A 17280-nucleotide genomic window follows, 5' to 3' on the forward strand; every position below is an offset into this window, starting at 1 on the left:
AGGGTTGCCGGGTATCCGATTAAAGTGTGTGAGCTTTTAGCCACCTTGGAAGCACCTGCTTATTTAGCCAGAGTATCAGTACACAAACCAGCCAATGTCTTAAAAGCCAAAAAAGCCATTAAAAAGGCATTTCAAGTGCAGATGAACGATGAGGGGTTCTCCTTGGTGGAGATAGTTTCCCAGTGTCCCACAGACTGGTTTATGACTCCTCTGCAGGGGATCGATTTTGTGGAGAAGATGATGATTCCGTTTTTCCCTCTGGGCGAGTACAAGACCATTGAAGGGAAAAAGGAGCAAGTTAAGCCAGAGCCAAAGAAGGTTCTGGAAACGGTATAGGTTGTGAAAAAAAAGATAGAACAAGGCTATTTCGAACTGACTTTAGTCAGGGTTTTTACGCCGCTAAAGCGGCTATGAACTTGAAAGAAGCACAGTATAGATTGTTAAAAGAAATACAGAATGAAGCTGTGAGGTTTTACTGGTGTAGTGTCATTCTGAGTCCGTAGGACGAAGAATCTGGATTCTTCGGTCATCCCGCTGAAAGCGGGACTCCCTCAGAATGACAAATAAGCTCTTACACCGCTAAAGTGAGTATGAACTGGAAATAAAAGCATAGACTGATTATAAATCGGAGGAATGGATGTATCAAGGTGTTATAATGTCGGGCTTCGGGGGACAGGGGATAATCTCAGCAGGTATACTTTTGGCTTATGCCGGGATGACAGACGGGAAATATGTTACCTTTTTCCCGGCTTATGGCGCGGAGATGAGAGGCGGGACTGCTAACTGTTCAGTGGTTATCTCCTCTGAGGAGATAGCTTCTCCGGTGGTGGCTTATCCTGACACTCTGGTAGTGATGAACGAACCTTCTTTAGCCCGGTTTGAAGCTTCAGTTAGAAAAGGAGGCCTGCTCTTAATCAATAGCTCCCTGGTTGCAGGAAAGCCTAAGAGAGAAGATGTGAAGGTCCAGTATATCCAGGCAAACGAGATCGCTGAAAAATTGGGCACTATCAAGATAGCCAATATGGTTATGATCGGGGCTTATTCTAAATTAACCGGTGCAATCTCTTTTGAAGGGCTGAAAAAATCTTTGCAAAAGGTGTTCTCCCACGCCAGGCAGGAGATTATAGATTTAGATTCTGAGGCTCTAAAAAAAGGGATGGAGACGGTATAGTCACAATTTGTCGTAGGGGCGGGGTTTCCCCGCCCCTAATTTTTTGTAGAGACGCATAGCTATGCGTCTCTGCGCCTGTCGTAGCGCGACCCTTTCAGGGTCGCACACATTGTAGGGACAGAATCCACCTGTGGCGGATTCTGTCCCTACATTCTTGTAGATTTTTCTCTTTATTTATTTTATCTTTGGCTGAGTGTATTTATTCTAAAAAAATAACGGGCATAAGATACTATGCACCCCTTGTCTGAAAGAATAAAAAAAGAATTTCTTCCTTTTGTGATGAAGCCCGGCAGATATGTCGGGAATGAGCTGAACGTCATCAAAAAGGAATCTGAGGGGAAACTTAAATTTGCCCTGATCTATCCTGATATCTATGAGAACGGAATGTCATATTTAGGTTTGCAGATTTTGTATCATATCATCAATCAAAGACCTAATTCCCGTTGTGAGAGAGCTTTTTTGCCCTGGCCCGATGCAGAGGAAATTTTGAAAAATAATTCCATACCTCTTTTCTCACTGGAAAGTCATACTCCTTTGAAGGAATTCGATGTTCTCGGATTTTCCCTGACCTATGAACTTAATTATACCGGGGTGCTGAACGTCCTGAGTCTGTCCGGTATACCCTTATTCTCAAAGGAGAGAGGAGAAGATTTTCCACTGGTCATAGCTGGCGGGTTTTCGGTTTTTAATCCTGAGCCGATGGCTGATTTCTTTGATCTTTTTGTGATAGGGGATGCAGAGGAGGTCATTCATCAGGTTCTGGATTCAATTGAAAAAGGGAAAAAAGAAAACCTTAAAAAAAGAGAGCTTTTAGTCGAGCTTTCCAGAATCTCCGGAGTTTATGTTCCATCTTTTTACAAGCCAAAATATGATGCTAATAATCGCTTCATAGGGGTCTGGAGGAAAATTCCAGAAACACCAGAAAAAGTCAACGCTCAAACTGTTTCCGAGTTAAAGCCTGAATATTATCCTCAGGCGCCTCTGGTTCCCTTTATTGAGACAACTCATGACCGGCTTACCTTAGAGATTATGAGAGGGTGCGGCCAGGCTTGTCGTTTTTGTGAAGCCACTTCGATCTACAGACCCAAAAGGGAAAAGGACATAGAGCAGATTTTAAAAGAGGCAGACTGCGGACTCGCCAGTACCGGCTATGAGGAGATCTCCCTGCTTTCTCTTTCATCAACTGATTATAAAAATCTGCCTGAGTTAGTCCAGAGATTGCAGAAGAAATTTTATCCTAAAAGGGTCTCCATTGCCCTGCCCTCTTTGCGTCCGGGCTCATTTTCTATGGAGATAGCCAAAACCATCACCCAGACCAAAAAGACCGGGTTGACTTTTGCACCTGAGGCTGGAACCCAAAGATTAAGAGATGTCATAAGAAAAAATATCACTGAGGAGGACTTGCTTTCAAGCGTGGAGATAGCCTATTCCTCTGGCTGGAACCTGATCAAGCTATATTTTATGATCGGACTTCCCACTGAGACGGATGAAGATTTAAAAGGAATTGCCGATTTGGTCGGGAAAGTGTTCAAGCTAGGTAAAACTTTCGGTCCGGGAAAAAGTGTTAACGTAACTATCTCCCCTTTCACACCCAAGCCATATACTCCTTTTCAATGGGAAAAACAGGAAAAGATTAACGAGATCGAAAGGAGGATTTCACTCCTTAAAGACTTGCTGGATTTCAGAAATCTAAAAGTAAGTTATCGGGACCCTCTGGTATCTTTCTTAGAAGGGGTATTAGGAAGAGGAGACAGAAAACTCGGCAAAGTCATTCACTCTGCCTGGAAAAATGGGGCGAGATTAGATGCCTGGACTGAGTTTTTCAACTACGTTTATTGGAGAAACGCTTTTGAGGAAAATGGGATTGACCCGCAAGATTACCTTAGTCCCAGAGACTTAAATGATGTCCTTCCGTGGGATCACATAGATAAAGGGCTGAGTAAAGATTTTCTCAAAAGGGAAAGAGAGAGGGCTTTTTCCACAGAAAAGGTGGCTGAGGAAAAAAAGTTAGAAGACGAAAAGACTCCTTTGTATTTGGCTCAACCAGAGAAAAAAGAAGAGGAGCTTTACGGCAGAAAAAAGAAAAAAGTCACCTCAACACCAACCTCAACTGTTGCCCGGAGCAAGGTCAGGTTAAAATGGAGTAAGGGAGAGGGAGTAAGATTTACCTCTCATTTAGATGTGCTCAGGACTTTTGAGCGGGCAATCAGGCGCTCTGGAATTCCGATTGCCTATTCGGAAGGCTTTCATCCTCATCCCAGGATTGCTTTTGGTCCACCCCTTCCTCTGGGGTTTGTGTCAGAGGCAGAATATTTAGACATTCAGCTGACTGAGCCTTTTTCCAATGAGCATCTTTCAAGGTTAAATAAAGCTCTGCCTCAAGGATTTAAGATTATGGAAGGGAAGACAATCTTTACTAAAGCGGAGTCCTTATCTTCAGCTATTAATGCGGCTTTTTATAAAGTGGAATTAACTTTCTCAGGAAAGGAAATACAGGGGAAAATAGAATATGTCCTCTCACTGAGGAATCTGATGGTATCCCGTGTATCAAAAGAAAAGCTAAGAGAAGTAGATATAAGATTTGATATTTTGAAGCTTGAAAATGAGGATTCTACCTTGAATTTGCTCTTGTCCGTAGGCAGTGCCGGATATGCCAAACCACAGGAGGTATTAATCTCCGGGTTCGGGATGAAGGAAAAAGAGGTTTTGAGTTTGTTGTTTAGAAGGGAAGGGCTTTTGATCAAAAGACAGGATCAATTATTGTCGCCTATGGAAATAATATGAGAAGGTTCAATAGTCCAATGGATCAAAGGTTTAAGGGTTGAAAAACGGTGGAACAGGCATCTTGCCTGTTCCTTTGCTCAGGCAAGGATGCCTGAGCCACTAAAATAAAAAATGTGTGGCAAGGCTTCAGCCTTGCGAGAGGGATTTTGTAGGGGAGACCCTTCCCTTCAACTTCGCTCAGGGATGGTGAGCCCGTCGAACCGTGTAGTCTCCCGCGGGTCGGGAAGGGACCCAGCTAAAGCGGGATTTCGCAAAGCTCAACAAGCCCCTCCCCTACAAAGGACAATAACTCCGAAAATGAATAAAATCAACCCCAGAGAAATTGCTCTCAAGATTTTGTATGACATAGAAACCAAATCTGCTTTTGCGAATGAGACCGTTGAGGAATATTCAAAAAGATTCAAACTATCATCTTTGGATACAAGGTTCGTTCGGGAATTGGTCAACGGTGTCACCAGGCTCAGAAGACGACTGGATTATATCACAAGTTTTTTCCTCAAAAGGAAGATTGAGGATTTGACTCCCTGGATACGGAATACATTAAGGCTGGGGTTCTATCAGATTGATTGTCTCGATAGGGTGCCGGACCGGGCAGCGGTAGATGAGTCAGTAAAATTAGCTAAAAAGTTCGGACATAAGGGGACAGCCGGTCTGGTCAATGCGGTTCTGAGGAACTATCTCCGCGATAAGAAAAGAGTCATTTTCCCTTCAATTGAAGAGGACAAGGTTAAAGCCATCGGAACAATTTATTCTTTTCCGGACTGGATGATAAAGGATTGGCTTAAACAATTCGGTGAAGAGGAGACTGTAAAGCTGTGCGAGACTTTTAACCAAAAAGCAAAACTTTCCTTTCGGCTTAATTCCTTGAAGATCAGTCAAAAAGATTTGGAAAGAGCCCTGGAGCTGAAAAAGATAAAATACCGAAAAGGGAGTTTCTTTGAAAACTTTTACTGGATAGAATCAAAAATCGATTTGGAATACCTTTTCCTTTTTCAGAAAGGCTATGTTTATCCCCAGGATGAAAGCGCCGGATTCCCGGTTAGACTTTTAAGCCCTCAAGCCGGTGAGACTATTTTAGATATGTGTGCAGCACCGGGAGGTAAGTTGACCTACATTTCAGAATTAATGAAAAATTCGGGTAAGCTGATAGCTCTGGACTTAAATCCGGAAAGGATGGAAAAAGTAAAAGAAAATTGTGAAAGATTGGGAGTGAAAAACGTCTTGTTTCAAATCGGAGATGCACGGAATTATTCTACTGAGCCGGTGGATAGGATTTTGATTGATGCACCTTGTTCCGGTTTAGGGGTCTTGGGCAGAAATTCTGATGCCAGATGGCAGAAGAAAAAAGAGGATATAAAAAGGCTGGCTGAGCTTCAGTCGGCCATACTTTTAAATGCGGCGAAACTGGTTAAAAAGGGTGGGATTATCGTTTATAGCACCTGTACTCTCACTAAAGAGGAAAACGAGGAGGTGATCGAGCAGTTTCTCGAACAGGGAAGGAACTTCAGAAAAGAGAGTGCCTCGGATTACGTTGATAGAAAAGTAGTAAATGAGAATGGATTTGTTCGAACGTATCCTCATATTAATGGCCTGGATGGAACTTTTGCGGCGCGGTTAAGGAAGGTTTAATGGTTTAATTGTTCAAAGGAGGAAAGACGTAAGAAGTTAGACGTAAGACGGGTATAAAAAGACACATTTTTTTTGGACTTTGGGTTTGGAAAGATTATATTTAACCGAATGGATTGGAATAAAATAAAAGCTGGGCTCGTTCAACTCATCAAAAGGAAATGGGCACGACGTATCGGAGTCTATATCCTGGCGGTTCTGTTTCTTGCCATTGTTTTCGACCAGGTTTTGATGCCGTTTTTTGTAAGATTAGGTCAGGAGTCTGTGGTTCCGAATCTGACAGGTTTGACTCAAGAAGAGGCTGAGACCATACTCAAAGATAAAGGTCTGGGCCTGAGGGTCATAGGCGAAGAATATGATTTGAAACAGCCAGCCGGGACGATTATCTATCAAATGCCTGATTCAGAGTCCAAGGTCAAAAAGAGCAGAAAGATAAAAGTAGTGCTGAGCAAAGGCGGGGAAAAAGCAACTGTTCCCCAGCTTAAAGGGATGACTTATCGGCAGGCTGAGTTAGCCCTGGCTAATCGTGGTTTGAAAATCGGTAACCCGGTATATGTTTCGGTAGACAGTCTGCCCAGGGATGAGGTGATTGTCAGCTTTCCATCTGCAGGAACAGTTGTGCCGCTTGGGATGGAGATAAGAGTTGTGGTTAATCAGGAGCAGACAGATACCCTGGAGATAGTCAAGGTGCCAAAATTCAAGGGTGATAATATCAGAGACGTAAGCTCCAAGATAGAAAAACTCGGCTTAAAAATAGGAAAGATCGAGTATAAGGTAAAAAACAAATTGCTTCCAGGAACAGTATTAAAACAAATTCCCAAAGAAGGGGCTGAGGTCAGGAAAGGGAGCATAGTGGAGTTAGAGGTTAGCACGACGGACTGAAATAGCTTGTGGCTGGTAGCAAGGAGCAGGTAGCTACAGACTAAAAATCGCGTAGAGGAGGCTTTATGTCTCCGAGCGTAAATGTCAGACAAGTCTGCCGAGCTAAAAACAGGCTAAAGGCAGAAGTCCAAAGTCTTAAGGCAGGAGGCAAAAGGAATAAAAAAATTAAGAAATCGCATAGGGGCGTCCAATTGGACGCCCTTGACAAAGAGGGTGGAGAGACCCCGCAGTCGGGATTTCGCAAAGCTCAACAAGCTCCACCCCTACGCAGTCTGGAGACCAACAGAGAGTGATGAAACAAGAACCATGAACTATGAACCAACAGCTAAAGATGGTGGGAAGTTGATTAAAATCGCGCCATCCATACTTTCAGCAGATTTTAGAAATTTAGCAGGTGAAATAAGGGAGGTGGAAAAGGCCGGAGCGGACTTGATTCATCTGGATATTATGGATGGTCATTTTGTTCCTAATATCACCTTTGGACCGATGGTTGTGAATTTAGTCCGATTGTGTACTAAATTGCCTTTGGACGTGCATCTGATGATTGATAACCCTGATTTGTATCTGGAGAAATTCGTGGAAGCAGGCGCAGATTACCTTACTGTTCACTTGGAAGGGAACAGACACCTGCACCGGACTCTGACCCGGATCAAGAGCTTGGGAGTGAAAAACGGATGCGTGCTCAATCCGGCTACTCCATTCTGCCTGGTAAAGCCGGTAATCGGGGAGATTGACCTGCTTCTTTTGATGAGTGTGAACCCGGGGTTCGGAGGGCAAAGATTTATTCCCTCTATCTTAGACAAGGTAAAGGAAGCTAAGAAGTTCATTCAGGATAACAACTTAAAGATCGAAATCGAGGTGGATGGGGGTGTCAATTCCTCAACTGCTGGGAAAGTGAAGCAGGCAGGTGCAACGATCTTGGTGGCAGGGGATGCAGTGTTCAAAAGCAGGGATTACAAAAAAATAATAAAAGAGCTAAGAGAGGGTTAGATTTTTCTTGCTTTTTCAGGTTTGACTGTTATATTAAAAATTTGCAATCCCAACAAAATGGTGCTGGTTATAAACTCCTTTAGAAGTTGGGTAAATTAGTCTAAGGACTTAAGGGTTTTTTTATGTTTGCTGAGCTGTCTAACAGGTTAGAGTCGATCTTAAAAAAACTCCGCGGCCAGGGAAAACTCACGGAGAACAATATCAAGGAAGCCTTAAAAGAGGTAAGGCGTGCTCTTTTAGAGGCGGATGTCAACTACAAAGTGGTCAAAGATTTCATCTCCAAAGTTGAGGAGAAATCGATTGGCCAGGAAGTATTAAGGAGTATAACCCCCGGGCAGCAGGTTGTAAAAATCGTCTACGATGAGCTGACTCTGCTTCTGGGAAAAGATAGCTCAGTAATGAAATTCTCCTCATCAGGTCCCACGGTCTGGATGTTAGCAGGATTGCAAGGCTCAGGCAAGACCACTGCCTGCGGGAAATTAGCCAGCTTTTATCGAAAAAAAGGGAAGTCTCCTTTTCTTATAGCCGCAGACGTCCAGAGGCCTGCGGCAGTCGAACAACTGAAGATACTTGGAAAAAGTTTGAGTTTACCAGTGTATTCCTCCAAAGAAAACCCGGTGAAGATCTGTCAATCCGGAGTGGCTAAAGCCAGGGAAGAAGGACTGGATCTGGTTATAATAGATACTGCTGGAAGACTGCACATAGACGAGAAACTGATGGAAGAGCTGGCCTTGATAAAAAAGGAAGTTACTCCTCAGGAGGTAATCTTAGTTGCAGATTCTATGACCGGCCAGGATGCAGTGAATATCGCCTTAAGCTTTGAGGAGAGGTTGGGAATAGACGGAATCTTCTTAACCAAATTAGACGGGGATGCCCGGGGAGGTGCAGCTCTCTCACTTAGAGCGGTAACTGGAAAACCGATTAAGTTTGTCGGCACCGGTGAGAAGTTAGATGCCATAGAGGTTTTTTATCCTGAGAGGATGGTTTCCCGCATATTAGGGATGGGTGACGTCGTTACCCTGGTGGAGAAGGCTCAGGAGGCTATAAGCCAGGAAGAGGCAGAAAAATTAGAGAAGAAACTACGCGAAGAACAATTTTCCTTTAAAGATTTCTATTCTCAGCTCCAGCAGTTGAAAAAGATGGGCTCATTAGATTCGATTCTGAGTATGATCCCTGGAATAGGCGGGTCTTTAAAAGGTTTTTCTGTGGATGATAAAGCACTGGTGAGGGTAGAAGCCATCATAAACTCGATGACTGAAGAGGAAAGGTTAAAGCCCCAGATCATAGATGGTTCGAGAAAGAAAAGGATCTCCTCAGGCAGCGGAACTGATTTGCAGGAAATCAACCGGCTTTTGAAGCAGTTTTTTATGATGAAAAAGATGATCAAAGATTTTAATAAAATGGATTTGAGGAAACTGAAAACCATGTTTAAACCTTAATTCTGTAACGGTAAAGGAAGGAGGTGAATTTGGCAGTCAAGATAAGACTGAGGAGGATGGGGGCCAAGAAAAGGCCCTATTATCGAATCGTGGTGGCGGATTCTCGTACTCCCAGGGATGGCAGATTTATCGAAGCTATCGGACAATATAGCCCGATAGACAAACCAGCCTCGGTCAGGCTCAAAGAAGAGAGGGTTTTTCACTGGCTCAAGCAGGGAGTTCAGCTCACAGATACGGTCAACTCTCTTTTCCGAAAGATAGGCCTGCTGGGGAAATGGTTAGCCCTGAAAAAAGGGGCAGATGTAAGCGGAATGGAAATCTCCAATACTATTCCGGAGAGGAGGAGAAAGAAAAAGAGAAAAGGCAAAGGAGCAAAAGAGACTGAACCCAAAGAGACCAAAGGGACTGAACCAAAAACTGAGTAACTGTTTAAAGGAGGTTTAAGATGAAACAGTTCATTGAGACCATAGTGAAGAATCTGGTGGATCATCCAGATCAGGTTTCCGTATCAGAGGTGGAGGGGGAAAAGACAACCGTGTACGAGCTGAGGGTTGGGCCTGGAGATTTAGGAAAGGTCATCGGAAAGAAAGGGAGAACTGCCGGCGCCATCCGCATCCTGATCTCAGCAGCCTCTGCCAAGAAGGGGAAACGGGCAATGCTGGAGATCCTGGAGTAAAGAGTTTTTTGGAAAGAGTAGCAATCGGCAAAATCCTCCGAGCCTGGGGAGTCAAAGGCGAGCTTTTAATAGCTCCCTTTTGCGAGGATTTAAAAAGATATTCCCAGGTGGAAAAAGTCTTTATCTCTGATGCAGATGCCAAAGAAAAGCCCTACCGGATAAAGAGAAGCAGGATTTTCCAGGGGGAAGTCCTGCTTCAACTTGAAGGGATTGACAACCGGACTAAAGCAGAGGGACTCAAGGGGAAATATTTAGAAATCGATAAAAAAGACGTTCCTCTGCTGACAGAAGGGTGTTATTACGTCTTTGATTTGGTCAACTGTCAGATTCTCACTCTGAAGGGTAAGAAGATAGGCGAGGTCATGGAGATTCTCCTTTTCCCGGCAAACCCGGTTCTTTCAGTAAGAAAAGGGAAGGAAGAATATTTGATCCCTTTCGTAAAGGAAGTGGTAAAAAAAATCGACTTGGAAAAAAGGGTTATCTGGATCGAACCGATTGAAGGTCTCTTGGATTAGGTTCTTTGAAAAAATTAAAATAATGGAGTGTAAAGCTTTAGCTTTACTTTTTTAACCTTCTGTCAGGACTGAGGTCCTGACAGAACTGAAAAAAAACTTCGTTTCTCTGCCGGGTCAGGGGACCCGACCGGCACGGGAAACGACCCGATGTCATTCTGAGCGGAGCGAAAAATCTCTGAAGATTTTTCAGTCGTCTCGCCCGTAGGGACTCCTTCAGAATGACAGGATTGGTATTCGGTTTATGCAAATAGACATTCTAACTATCTTCCCGAACTTTTTTGCAAGTCCTTTAAATGAAGGGCTGGTGAAAAAAGCACAGGAAAGTAAGTTAATAGAAGTGAAAGTTACCGACATCAGAGATTTCACCATAGATAAACACAGAAGCGTGGATGATACTGCTTTTGGAGGCGGAGCCGGGATGGTAATGATGGTGGAGCCTTTAGCTTCTGCCTTGAATTCGATTCTGTCTGAAACTCCATCTGCGGAGAATAAAGACAAATATCCCATAATTCTGACTTCAGCTCAGGGTAAAAAATTTGACCAGGAAAAAGCTAAAGAGTTTTCCAAAAAGGAGCGTCTGGTAATAATCTGCGGGCACTATAAAGGGGTGGATGAGAGGATAAAATTATTATTTGATTTGGAAGAGCTTTCGATTGGGGATTATGTTTTGACAGGCGGCGAGATTCCTGCTCTGGTGATTACGGATAGCGTCATTCGCTTAATCCCAGGATTCATCGGGAATTTTCAATCAGCCGAAACTGACTCTTTTTACGAGGGTCTCTTGGGTTACCCGGAATATAGCCGGCCTGCAGAGTTTAAAGGTCTGAAAGTGCCGGAGGTGCTCCTGTCCGGGAATCACGAGAAGATAAGGTTATGGAGAAGAAAAGAGGCATTAAAAAAAACCATAGAGCAAAGACCTGAGCTTCTGGATAAAATAGAGCTAAGCAAAGAGGATAAAAAATTACTTTCGGAGATAGAAAAGGAGAGATAATTATCGTAATAAATACGCAAATGTGACAAGTCGGGCAGGGTGCCCGACCTACGAGAGATTGACAATATTTATTCTCGTAGGCGGGGCTCCCAGCCCCGCAAAAAAATCGTGTAATGTAGTCGCTCGATCCATCGAGCAAAGAAGATGTCCAGTAAATCGAAAATACAGGAACTAAAGGAGGAGAAAGATGGATCTGGTATCAGCAGTTGAAGGGAAATACCTGAAAGAGAAAAAAGTAGATTTCAAGCCCGGGGATACGGTCAAGGTGCACGTAAGGATCAAGGAAGGCGACAAAGAGAGGATTCAGATATTTGAAGGGGCAGTGATCCAGAAAAGAGGAAAAGGAGTTTCCCAAACTTTCACCGTGCGCAAGCTCTCCAGCGGCGTGGGAGTGGAAAGGGTATTTCCGATGCACTCACCTTTTCTTGCCAATATAGAGGTCATCAAAGAAGGAAAAGTAAAAAGGGCAAAGCTCTTCTACCTGCGCAAGATGAGAGGAAAAGCGGCTAAAATAAAGGAGATGGAGAAGGAAGAAGGGAAAAAAGAAGGGAAAGAAGAGGGAGAGGTAAAGGAATAAATCAAGATTATGGTAGGTCAGACATTCTTGTCTGACAGGATAGGCAGGAATATCTGTTACACTTCTTGTAGTTCCAGCTTGACCTCAAGGTGGGACGATAGACCTATGTTGACTGCAATATGACGATAAAAACAATATGTAAGAAGGGTATAGAATGAGTGCGCGTAAACAATTTGAAATTGAACTCAATCACCTTTTCCATAAAAGAACTCACTCTCTTCTCTCCGAGATGAATATAGTAAAACTTGGAAAACCTCCATCATTAGATCCGCAAAAACTAAATAAAAGTATAGAGAAACTTCAAGATATTGCTACCAAAATTTTAGCAATGGAAATAGCACGGCCAGAACTTAGAAAACTCGATGATAAAAAACGAAAGCGTCAATGGCACAACAAAAAAGAAAAAGGATGGCGAGTAGTTGATAGGATGCGCAATTTCTCTGATTGGTATGAATCCAATAAATTATCTCAATATTGTATTTATATATTCTGGGATGGACGAAAGTGTATATATCTTGGTAGCACTACGCAAGGTAAGAATAGAATATTAAATCACTTTGAAAAAAGATGGTTTCAATCAATAAAGCGTATTGATGTTTATTCTATTTCTAACCAGAGTGAGATTTCAAAAATAGAATGTTTAGCACTTCACTTTTTCACGCCACTAAAAAATAAGAATCGCTCAGCAAGTAAGAAGTGGCGTAAGAAGTGTCCTATATGTAGGAAGCGGGATCTTATATCGTATGAACTGAAGAAAATATTTAAGTTCAAGTAACATTTATTTCTTTTGTTGGTGCGGGAATTGGATTCCCCTCACCAGTTGTGATAAGAGCAAGCTCTTGCACTCCACAATGCAATTTTATGTAGCGTCCTGACTCCTGTCAGGACGTTTTTTTGGGTGGGTTAGACATTCCTGTTTCACCTATCGTAGCGCGAGGCCGTCAAGGGTCTTGAGACTTTCAGCCTCGCAATGCGACCCTGTCCTACGGTGGCTACGCCAGACGTAGTCTCCGTTATCAGGAAAAGGGTCGCGCTACGAAAACCGAACAGGCAAGATGCCTGTTCCACCTGTAGGATATTGTAAAGGCGACCCGGCAGTTCGACAGGCTCACTGCTCTGAGCAAAGCCGAAGAGCGGGTCGCCCCTACATCCCAAAAATATCTTTACAACCCTTTTGATTTGCCGTATTATTTAGCAAAACCGGGAAAGGTTTTTTGGTAGGTCAGACATTCTTGTCTGACCGAACAGACAGGGATGTCTGTTCTACCGCTCATAGACAATCATAAATTTGTAGGGGCACGTTGCAACGTGCCCCTACTGTCTCAATCAATGCTTGAAACTCAGAAAAATTCAGGACAGGTTTCTACAATCCAGAGGCAGGGGAGGTTCTGGGAGACTTTTCGGTCGTTGAGGCACCGTAATTACCGGCTTTTCTGGTTCGGGCAGATGATCTCCCTGATCGGGACCTGGATGCAGAGTATGGCTCAGGGCTGGATGGTCCTGAGACTTTCCAATTCTCCATTTCTCTTGGGGCTGGTCAGCGCTTTTGCAGGTCTGCCGGTTTTTTTCCTCTCCCTTCCAGCCGGAGTGCTGGCTGACCGGATCAAGAAAAGAAAGTTCCTCATCTTCACCCAATCAAGCTCAATGGTGTTAGCCTTTATCCTATCTTTTCTGGCTTTTACCGGACTGGTGAGGGTCTGGCATGTTATGGTCTTGGCTTTATGCCTGGGTCTGGTTAATGCCTTTGATGCTCCGACCAGGCAGGCTTTTGTCAAAGAAATGGTTGGGAAAGAGGACCTCTTTAACGCCATCGCTTTAAATTCCTTCATATTCAACAGTGCCAGAATATTAGGACCTGCAGTTGCCGGGATTTTAATCAGTCTGGTAGGAGAGGCAGGGTGTTTTTTCTTAAATGGTGTGAGTTTCATAGCAGTGATTGTTGGTCTATCTCTTATGAGGATGGAAGATATTGTTTTTGAGACAAAGAATAACTCTTTTTTTACCAGCTTCAAAGAAGGGGTGTCCTATGTAACCGGTAATAAAAGGGCATTGGCTTTGATCCTTATGGCCTCCACCATGAGCATTTTTGGTTTTTCCTACGCGGTTTTGATGCCGGTTTTTGCTAGGAACATCTTGAAAGCGGGTCCCTCCGGTCTGGGGTTTCTTATGTCCGCAGTCGGCGCTGGTGCTATAGCTGCTGGATTGGGTTTAGCCTCCAGGAAAACCGAGGAGAAATTAAAATATATGCAAGCCGGGATAATAGTCTTCTTCCTTTCCCTGATATTTTTCTCTTTTTCCGGGAATTTCTTCTTATCCTTGATTTTCCTGGTAGGAGCCGGCTGGGGGATGATATCTTTAATCGCAACCTGCAATACCTTATTGCAGGAGATTGTTCCTGACCAGCTCAGGGGTAGGGTGATGGGGCTTTTTGTAATGATGTTTATGGGAACTATGCCTATAGGAAGTTTTATTGCCGGGACCTTGGGACAGGTATTAGGGGTTATCTGGGCAGTCAGAATAGGTGTCGTTTTTTGCGTGGTAATCTCTTTATACCTTTTCAAGAGGTTCATCCAGAAGGAGGTTATGTAGTTGCCCAATTCATTGGGTATGTTGAGGCGGGTCAGGCATCCCTGTCCTACGGACCCGCTTCCAGGGCCTGACCAAACAGGCAAGATGCCTGTTCCACCATTATTCTGGTACCTCGGAAGTGAAAGTGAGTTGCTCCTTGAATCAAGTGTGAGAAATCATTCAAATCGAAAAGGGCAGGATGAAGAAAACAAAATCGGTTGATAAGCTTTTTTATGAAAGGGAGCTTTGGGGTAAGGGGTACAAGCTCGTTGCCGGGGTGGATGAGGTGGGAAGAGGTCCCTTAGCTGGTCCGGTTGTGGCTGCGTGCGTCATATTTCCAGAGGATGTTAATCTTCCAGGGATCGATGATTCGAAAAAACTCACTGCGGAGAAAAGGGAGAAACTATATGCGAAGATCAAAGAGAATGCTCTGGATTTCGGTATAGGAATCATCCAGGAAAAAGAAATTGATGAGCTGAATATCTTCAGGGCCTCATTAAAGGCGATGCAGAAAGCTATCTCCTGTTTGAAAAATACCCCGCATTTTCTGCTGATAGATGGAAACCAGAAGATACCTCATCTGGATATCCCTCAATTGCCGGTGATCAAAGGTGATACTCTCTCTTTATCCTGTGGCGCTGCCTCTATTATCGCCAAGGTCGAGAGGGACAGGCTAATGAGAAGACTGCACAAAAAATATCCCCAATTCTGTTTTGATCGAAACAAAGGTTATGGATCAAAGGAGCATCTGGAGGCTTTAAGGAAATTCGGACCCTGTAAGGTTCACCGCAGGTCATTCAAAAGAGTGATGGAATGTATCGTCCTGCAGGAGCATCTCGATTTAGATGGAAAAGATGAAAACCGTTCAGAAGGGTAAATCAGGCGAGAGAATCGCTGCAGAATATCTCAAAGCTAAAGGGTTTGAGATACTGTTTACCAATTACCGTTATGGCCACAAGGAAATCGACATAATTGCCAGGGATAAAAGTTACATCGTATTTGTCGAGGTTAAAGCTGGCAGGAGTAAAGCTTATGGTCCTCCTGCCGGGTGGGTCAATCTGAGAAAACAGAAAAAATTAGCAGAGGTAGCAACTGCCTTTATGCAGGAGCACCAGTTTCCGGGTTATGATTTCAGGTTCGACGTAGTGGCTATAGATACCAGTTCAGGCAAAGAGATAATCGAGCATATCCAGAATGCTTTTTATTTAGAAGGCTGAGTTTTCTCTCTTTCGATCAATTCAGATAAACGCTGGCTTATCTTCTCCCAGAGCTCAACCCACTTTTCCGGATGTTTCTGGTAAAACTTAATGAATCTATCCAGTTCTTTTTGAGAGTACTTATATTCTGAAAAAACCTTCTTTCTCTCAGCCGCTAATCTCTCAGGGTTGTCCTGAAATTTCATCTGGGCTATGGAAAGCTGTATGTAGACCTCTACGAACTTGTCCTCATCCGGACTCTTAGGGCGAAACAGCAGAAATAGAACCAAGGCAACTATGACCAGGGCGAGGAGAATAAGTATGATTTTATACCTGGAAAACATCGGGACTCCTTAATCTCGAACTAATCTACATAGAAGCGGTTTTATGTCAAGAACTATCTCTGAGAAAGACGGAATATAAAAGTCGGGCAAGGGTGCCCGACCTACGAGGAATTGATAATATGGGCTTTCGTAGACAGTCCGCCACAGGCGGACCAGCCCTGCTAAATAAGTTTATCGAAAACTTTCAAGAAAATAGTTGACAAAAACAGATTTAAGTTAAATAATAAAGGTTCAAGAGGACTATTTATGCTTACCCCGCGAGAAAGGACCAGAAGGGTTTATGTAGGTAAAGTGCCGATTGGTGGAGGTGCTCCGATTTCAGTCCAATCGATGTGCTCAACTGACACCCGGGACGTTAAAGCCACTTTAAGGCAGATAAAAAGGCTGGAAAAGGCAGGGTGTGAGATAGTCAGATTGGCAGTTCTGGACCAAAAGGCGGGTGAGGCGATATCAATAATAAAAAAGGTAGCGAAAATTCCTCTGGTTGCAGACATCCATTTCGACTACCGTCTTGCCCTAAGAGCACTTGATTCTGGAGTGGATAAGCTGAGGATAAATCCAGGCACGATTGGAGCTCTGTGGAAAGTAAAAGAGGTGGTAAAGGCTTCGAGAGAAAGGAAGATTCCGATCCGAATTGGGGTCAATGCGGCATCTCTTCCTAAATCTATTTTAAGTAAATATGGAAAAGCTACACCTGTTGCTATGATGGAGGCAGCTTTAGAACAGATCAGAATATTAGAGGATTTGGATTATCTGGAGATAGTCGTCTCCCTGAAAGCTTCGGACGTTCTGACGACTATCGAGGCCTATAAGCTTTTCTCAGAAAAAAGAGTCTACCCTTTGCATTTGGGCGTGACGGAAGTTGGAACTCCGAAAGTTGGCTCGATAAAATCTGCTGTTGGAATAGGGACACTTCTTTTCCTGGGATTGGGTGATACCATAAGAGTCTCATTGACTGGCGATTCGGTTGAAGAAGTAAAAGTTGGTTATGAGATTTTGAAATCTTTGAATTTGAGAGAGTATGGTCCAACTTTGATCTCCTGCCCCACCTGCGGAAGGATGGAAATCGATCTGCTGCCAATAGTGAAGCAAGTCGAGAAGAAATTGGCTAAACTAAAAGCACCGATCAAGGTAGCGGTTATGGGATGCGTGGTAAATGGTCCGGGAGAAGCTAAGGAAGCAGATATCGGAGTAGCGGGTGGAAGAGGAGTTGGTTTGATTTTCAGAAAGGGGAAGATTATTAAGAAAGTTAAGGAAAAAGATATTGTGAAGAGTTTGATGAAGGAATTAGAAGGTTTTTTAAAGGGATGAAGAGCATGAATTCGTTAAATGTCATTCTGAGGGAGTCCAAATGGACGACCGAAGAATCTATGGTTTCTGGCGTAAGGCAGATTCTTCGTCCTGCGGACTCAGAATGACAAAAAAATCTATCTTAGTTTCGAGATAGAAGAAAAAGCATCATTACCTATGATGCTCTTCACTCGGTACCCCCACCTTGCCCCCAAGGCGGGTTTGTTTTTC

At 43.6% G+C, this 17280-nt stretch carries 17 protein-coding genes and 1 pseudogene; 17 read left to right on the top strand and 1 reads right to left on the bottom strand.

What is annotated here, in order from left to right:
- The 16 genes and pseudogenes from MUP17_03660 to MUP17_03735 form a co-directional block, all read left to right on the top strand.
- The coding region (locus MUP17_03660) for a hypothetical protein (GenBank protein ID MCJ7458071.1) at positions 1 to 336 on the top strand (336 nt) is incomplete at its 5' end.
- Positions 337 to 637: 301 nt separating this feature from the next.
- Positions 638 to 1171, top strand: coding sequence for a 2-oxoacid:acceptor oxidoreductase family protein (locus MUP17_03665; GenBank protein ID MCJ7458072.1), 534 nt, complete (start codon positions 638 to 640; stop codon positions 1169 to 1171).
- 231 nt (positions 1172 to 1402) lie between these two features.
- Complete coding sequence (locus MUP17_03670; protein MCJ7458073.1) at positions 1403 to 3955, top strand: TIGR03960 family B12-binding radical SAM protein; 2553 nt, start codon at positions 1403 to 1405, stop codon at positions 3953 to 3955.
- Between the two features lie 297 nt (positions 3956 to 4252).
- A complete protein-coding gene (rsmB, locus tag MUP17_03675; protein MCJ7458074.1) occupies positions 4253 to 5584 on the top strand; it encodes a 16S rRNA (cytosine(967)-C(5))-methyltransferase RsmB in 1332 nt (443 codons plus the stop codon).
- Positions 5585 to 5692: 108 nt separating this feature from the next.
- Entirely contained in the window at positions 5693 to 6463 is a 771-nt protein-coding gene (locus tag MUP17_03680) for a PASTA domain-containing protein (protein ID MCJ7458075.1), read from the top strand.
- A 342-nt stretch (positions 6464 to 6805) separates the two neighbouring features.
- Entirely contained in the window at positions 6806 to 7453 is a 648-nt protein-coding gene (rpe, locus tag MUP17_03685; protein MCJ7458076.1) for a ribulose-phosphate 3-epimerase, read from the top strand.
- Positions 7454 to 7575: 122 nt separating this feature from the next.
- Positions 7576 to 8892, top strand: coding sequence for a signal recognition particle protein (gene ffh / locus MUP17_03690; GenBank protein MCJ7458077.1), 1317 nt, complete (start codon positions 7576 to 7578; stop codon positions 8890 to 8892).
- Between the two features lie 29 nt (positions 8893 to 8921).
- Positions 8922 to 9161, top strand: a pseudogene (rpsP, locus tag MUP17_03695) (30S ribosomal protein S16).
- Between the two features lie 176 nt (positions 9162 to 9337).
- Positions 9338 to 9568 carry a KH domain-containing protein gene (locus MUP17_03700; protein ID MCJ7458078.1) on the top strand — a complete coding sequence of 77 codons (231 nt, stop codon included), beginning with the start codon at positions 9338 to 9340 and terminating at the stop codon, positions 9566 to 9568.
- A gap of 8 nt (positions 9569 to 9576) precedes the next feature.
- Entirely contained in the window at positions 9577 to 10083 is a 507-nt protein-coding gene (rimM, locus tag MUP17_03705; GenBank protein ID MCJ7458079.1) for a ribosome maturation factor RimM, read from the top strand.
- Between the two features lie 241 nt (positions 10084 to 10324).
- Positions 10325 to 11074: a tRNA (guanosine(37)-N1)-methyltransferase TrmD gene (trmD, locus tag MUP17_03710; GenBank protein MCJ7458080.1), complete on the top strand. Its 750-nt coding sequence runs from the start codon at positions 10325 to 10327 to the stop codon at positions 11072 to 11074.
- 187 nt (positions 11075 to 11261) lie between these two features.
- Entirely contained in the window at positions 11262 to 11651 is a 390-nt protein-coding gene (gene rplS / locus MUP17_03715; protein MCJ7458081.1) for a 50S ribosomal protein L19, read from the top strand.
- A gap of 154 nt (positions 11652 to 11805) precedes the next feature.
- Positions 11806 to 12426, top strand: coding sequence for a hypothetical protein (locus tag MUP17_03720; GenBank protein MCJ7458082.1), 621 nt, complete (start codon positions 11806 to 11808; stop codon positions 12424 to 12426).
- A 632-nt stretch (positions 12427 to 13058) separates the two neighbouring features.
- The gene (locus tag MUP17_03725) at positions 13059 to 14240 is read left to right on the top strand and encodes an MFS transporter (protein ID MCJ7458083.1); all 1182 of its coding nucleotides are present in this window, start codon (positions 13059 to 13061) and stop codon (positions 14238 to 14240) included.
- Positions 14241 to 14418: 178 nt separating this feature from the next.
- A complete protein-coding gene (locus MUP17_03730; protein MCJ7458084.1) occupies positions 14419 to 15096 on the top strand; it encodes a ribonuclease HII in 678 nt (225 codons plus the stop codon).
- Complete coding sequence (locus MUP17_03735) at positions 15065 to 15436, top strand: YraN family protein (GenBank protein MCJ7458085.1); 372 nt, start codon at positions 15065 to 15067, stop codon at positions 15434 to 15436. Before MUP17_03730 ends, MUP17_03735 begins: the two co-directional genes overlap by 32 nt.
- Here MUP17_03735 and MUP17_03740 read toward each other — a convergent pair.
- Entirely contained in the window at positions 15421 to 15759 is a 339-nt protein-coding gene (locus tag MUP17_03740) for a DUF4296 domain-containing protein (GenBank protein ID MCJ7458086.1), read from the bottom strand. The genes MUP17_03735 and MUP17_03740 overlap by 16 nt on opposite strands.
- Before the next feature lie 246 nt (positions 15760 to 16005).
- Here MUP17_03740 and ispG point away from each other — a divergent pair, with 246 nt between their 5' ends.
- Positions 16006 to 17070 carry a flavodoxin-dependent (E)-4-hydroxy-3-methylbut-2-enyl-diphosphate synthase gene (ispG, locus tag MUP17_03745; GenBank protein MCJ7458087.1) on the top strand — a complete coding sequence of 355 codons (1065 nt, stop codon included), beginning with the start codon at positions 16006 to 16008 and terminating at the stop codon, positions 17068 to 17070.
- Positions 17071 to 17280: the final 210 nt, after the last annotated feature.

It is taken from the genome of Candidatus Zixiibacteriota bacterium, from assembly GCA_022865345.1.
Taxonomy (GTDB): domain Bacteria; phylum Zixibacteria; class MSB-5A5; order MSB-5A5; family RBG-16-43-9; genus RBG-16-43-9.